We start from the raw sequence: 3,595 nt of genomic DNA on the forward strand, positions 1-3,595 counted from the left end.
TCGGCAGGGCGGCAAGTCGGCAGCGGCACGTCGACAAGTCGGCAGCGCAGGCGGGAGAGAGCGGTGATGGCAGCGATTTTCGGCCGGCGGAGCGCCGGGGTGTCCGGCGCAGGGAGGGACGCGAAGCGGCGGGCGCGGGGGCGCGCCGCGGGCCTGCTGCTGGCCGGCGGGCTGGCCGCGGCGGCCGGGATGCCGGCCGGCGCCGTCACCCTCACGGATGGCAGCGGCCGCACCGTGACGGTTGCCGATACCGGCCGCATCGTGGCGGTTGGCGGCACGGTCACCGAAATCCTGTGGGATCTGGGCCTTGGCGACCGCATTGTGGCCGTCGACAGCACCAGCCTTTATCCGCCCGAGGCGCTGAAGACCAAGGCCGATATCGGTTATATGCGCCAGCTCTCGCCGGAAGGCGTGCTGGCCGAGCGGCCGAGCGTGATCATCGCCGACGGCGATTCCGGTCCGCCGCCGGCCATCGACGTGCTGGCGGCTTCCACCGTGCCGCTGGTGCTGATCGAGGCCGCCAAGACGCCGCAGGCCATTCCGGCGCGTGTGCGCCTGATCGCCGAGGCGGTGGGTCAGCAGGACCGGGGCGAGGGGCTGGTGAGGGAAATCGAGGCCGGCTTTGCCCGTCTCGATGCTGCGCGCGCCCGTGTGAAGCGTCCGGCGCGCGCGCTGTTCGTGCTTTCCATGCGCAACGGGCAGCCGATGGTCGCCGGCAGCGGCACGGCGGCCGACGGGGCCCTGAAGCTCGCCGGGCTTGAGAACGTCGCCGCCGGCATCGAGGGCTACAAGCCCATGACGGAAGAAGCCATCGTCGGCGCGGCGCCGGAGGTGATCGTGATGATGAATCACGGCCCGGACGGGCTTTCCGCCGACGAGGTGTTCGCCATGCCCGCCTTCCGGCTGGTGCCGGCGGCAAAGGACCGGCGCTTCGTCAAGGTCGACGGGCTGGCGCTGCTGGGCTTCGGCCCGCGCACGGCGGCGGCGGCGCTGGAGCTGTGCGGCGCCGTCGATCCCGCCTGCACGGCGGCGGCACCGTGACGGGCGCGGCATCTTCCGCGGCGCTGCCGCGGCCCGGCGCGGCGGCCCGCCGGCGCGGCGACCGCACGCTGCGCGCGCGCATCGGGCTCTGCGCCGGCTTCGTGCTGATGGCCGCGGCCATGGTGCTGTCCGTCGCCGTCGGGCCGACGGGCATCAGCCTCGATGCGTTGCCGCGGGTGCTGGCCTCTTTTGCCGCGGCCGATCCGCTGCCGGCGGACCTCGCCCGCGAGCGGCTGGTGCTGATGGATATCCGCCTGCCGCGCACCGTTCTGGGGCTGCTGGTGGGCGGCGCGCTGGCGGTGACCGGCGCGATGATGCAGGGCCTGTTCCGCAATCCGCTGGCCGATCCGGGCCTTGTCGGCGCCTCCTCGGGCGCCGGCCTTGCCGCCGTGGCGATGATTGCGCTTGGCGGCGGCCTGCTGGCCCCGGTCGTGGCCGCCCTCGGAACCGAGGCGGTGCCGGTCGCCGCCGTGACCGGCGCCTTCGGCTCGACCTGGCTGCTTTATGCGCTGTCGACGCGCGGGCAGCAGACGTCGGTTGCCACCCTGCTGCTGGCAGGCGTCGCCATCGGCGCCTTTGCCGGCGCGCTGTCGGGGCTGATCGTGTTTCGGGCCGACGACCGGGCGCTGCGCGACATCACCTTCTGGACCATGGGCAGCCTCGGCGGCGCCAACTGGCCGAAGATCGCGGCTGCCCTGCCGTTCTTCCTCGTGGCGGCCGTTGCCGCGCCGCTGGTGGCCCGCCCGCTCAACGCCCTGCTGCTGGGCGAGGCGGAGGCCGTGCATCTGGGCGTTGCCATCGAGCGGGCGAAGAAGATCGCCATCGTGGCGGCCGCCTGCGCGGTCGGCGCGTCGGTGGCGCTGTCCGGGGTGATCGGCTTCGTGGGCATCGTGGTGCCGCATGTGGTGCGGCTCGTCACCGGGCCGGACCATCGCTTCGTGCTGCCGGGGTCGGCGTTCGTGGGCGCGGCGCTGCTGCTGGCAGCCGATGCCGTGGCGCGCGTCGTGGCCGCACCGGCGGAACTGCCCATCGGCATCGTCACCGCGGCCATCGGCGCGCCGTTCTTCCTGTGGCTGCTGCTGCGCCGGCGCGGAGGGCTCTGAGGCTCATGACAGCGACCATGACCGTGCCCCGCATCGCCCCGGCCGCGCCCCGGCCCGCCGCCGCCATGGCCGAGACCCGCGCCGTGACCTTTGCGCGCGGCAGCCGCACCGTGCTCGACGCCGTGGATTTCGCCGCTTTTCCGGGCACGTTCACAGCCATCGTCGGCCCCAACGGGGCCGGCAAGTCCACCCTTCTGAAGCTGATGGCCGGCGAGCACCGGCCGGGCGCGGGCACAGTGCTGATCGACGGCGTGCCGCTGGCCGTTCTGGGCGCGCGGCGCGCCGCCATGCGCCGGGCCGTGCTGCCGCAGGCAACCAGTTTGTCCTTTCCCTTCAACGTGCGCGAAATCGCGGCGCTCGGCATCACCGTGCCGGGCTTCGTAATGGCCCGCGGCGAGGTTGACGATATCATCGACGCTGCGCTGGAGCGGGTCGACCTGACCGACAAGGCCGACCGGCTCTATGACGCCCTTTCCGGGGGCGAGCGCCAGCGCGCCCAGCTTGCCCGCGTGCTGTGCCAGTCGTGGGCGGGCGAGCGGCAGAACGGCCCCGGCCTGCTGATGCTCGACGAACCGACGGCGGCGCAGGATCTGGCCCACCAGCTGCGCGTGCTCGATGCCGCCCGCGATCATGCGCGCGGCGGCGGTGCGGCCATCGTGGTGCTGCACGATCTCAATCTTGCCGCGCGCTATGCCGATCGCATGGTGGTGATCGCCGCCGGCCGCAAGGCGGCCGAAGGCCCGCCGTCGGAGGTGCTGACGCTGGAGCTGCTGCGCACCGTCTTTGCGGTGCACCTGCCGCCTTCCACTGTGCCGCCCGATGGCTGCCCCTTCATCCTGCCGCAGATCGCCGAGCGGCTGTGAGCGCAGGATGCGCGTTCAGGGAACAGCCCGGCGCGGTCAGGCGGCTTCCTCCGTGGCGCTGTCGTGAGCGGCGCGGGCGGCTTCCACGTCGGCGAAATGGGATTCCGCCCAGCGCACCAGCCCCAGCAGCGGTTGCAGCAGCGAGTGGCCGAGCGGCGTGAGGCTGTATTCCACGCCCGGCGGCTGGGTGGGAAATACCCGCCGGCTGACGAGACCGTCGCGGGCCAGTTCGCGCAGCGTCTGGGTCAGCATGCGCTGCGAAATATCGACGATGGCGCGGCGCAGCTCGCCGAAGCGGTGAGGGCGCTCGGCCAGCGTCAGCAGAACCAGCGTCGTCCACTTGTCGCCCACCCGGTCCAGCACGCCGCGCACCGGGCACAGGCTGAGGTCGGGATAACGCTGCCGCCAGTCGGCACAACGCGCGGGCACCGGCGCGTCTTCGTCCGCGCCATCCTGCCGGATCGTCATCGTCTTCATTCCTCCTGCCATCCGTCTCTGCCGTCTGTCCGTGCCGGCCGCCCGGCTTTTTTTCCGGCCGCTGGCGCGGGTCGTTCTTTGCCCGAAACCGGGCCGTGGCGTGCGGCGCAT

Annotated in this window: 4 protein-coding genes; 3 read left to right on the forward strand and 1 reads right to left on the reverse strand. The window is 72.9% G+C overall.

Annotation, left to right across the window (positions count from 1 at the left end; all coding sequences use genetic code 11):
• The first annotated feature begins 66 nt into the window (after positions 1–66).
• Genes V7067_RS07940 through V7067_RS07950 form a run of 3 tightly spaced genes read left to right on the forward strand, consistent with a single transcriptional unit; the run spans position 67 to position 3,007 of the window.
• Positions 67–1,041, forward strand: coding sequence for an ABC transporter substrate-binding protein (locus V7067_RS07940; protein ID WP_334175351.1), 975 nt, complete (start codon positions 67–69; stop codon positions 1,039–1,041).
• Complete coding sequence (locus V7067_RS07945; RefSeq protein WP_334175352.1) at positions 1,038–2,144, forward strand: iron ABC transporter permease; 1,107 nt, start codon at positions 1,038–1,040, stop codon at positions 2,142–2,144. Before V7067_RS07940 ends, V7067_RS07945 begins: the two co-directional genes overlap by 4 nt.
• A gap of 5 nt (positions 2,145–2,149) precedes the next feature.
• Positions 2,150–3,007, forward strand: coding sequence for a heme ABC transporter ATP-binding protein (locus tag V7067_RS07950; protein WP_334175353.1), 858 nt, complete (start codon positions 2,150–2,152; stop codon positions 3,005–3,007).
• Between the two features lie 36 nt (positions 3,008–3,043).
• Here the strand turns inward: V7067_RS07950 and V7067_RS07955 are convergent, their stop codons facing one another.
• The gene (locus V7067_RS07955) at positions 3,044–3,484 is read right to left on the reverse strand and encodes a helix-turn-helix domain-containing protein (RefSeq protein ID WP_334175354.1); all 441 of its coding nucleotides are present in this window, start codon (positions 3,482–3,484) and stop codon (positions 3,044–3,046) included.
• Positions 3,485–3,595 lie beyond the last annotated feature (111 nt).

Origin of the sequence: Pseudoxanthobacter sp. (assembly GCF_036822375.1) — a bacterium.
Lineage (GTDB): Bacteria > Pseudomonadota > Alphaproteobacteria > Rhizobiales > Segnochrobactraceae > Pseudoxanthobacter.

Bases quoted from the DNA above. Each gene is read 5' to 3' on its own strand.
- V7067_RS07940 (WP_334175351.1), top strand. From the start codon at position 67: ATGGCAGCGATTTTCGGCCGGCGGAGCGCCGGGGTGTCCGGCGCAGGG.
- V7067_RS07950 (WP_334175353.1), top strand. From the start codon at position 2,150: ATGACAGCGACCATGACCGTGCCCCGCATCGCCCCGGCCGCGCCCCGG.
- V7067_RS07955 (WP_334175354.1), bottom strand. From the start codon at position 3,484: ATGAAGACGATGACGATCCGGCAGGATGGCGCGGACGAAGACGCGCCG.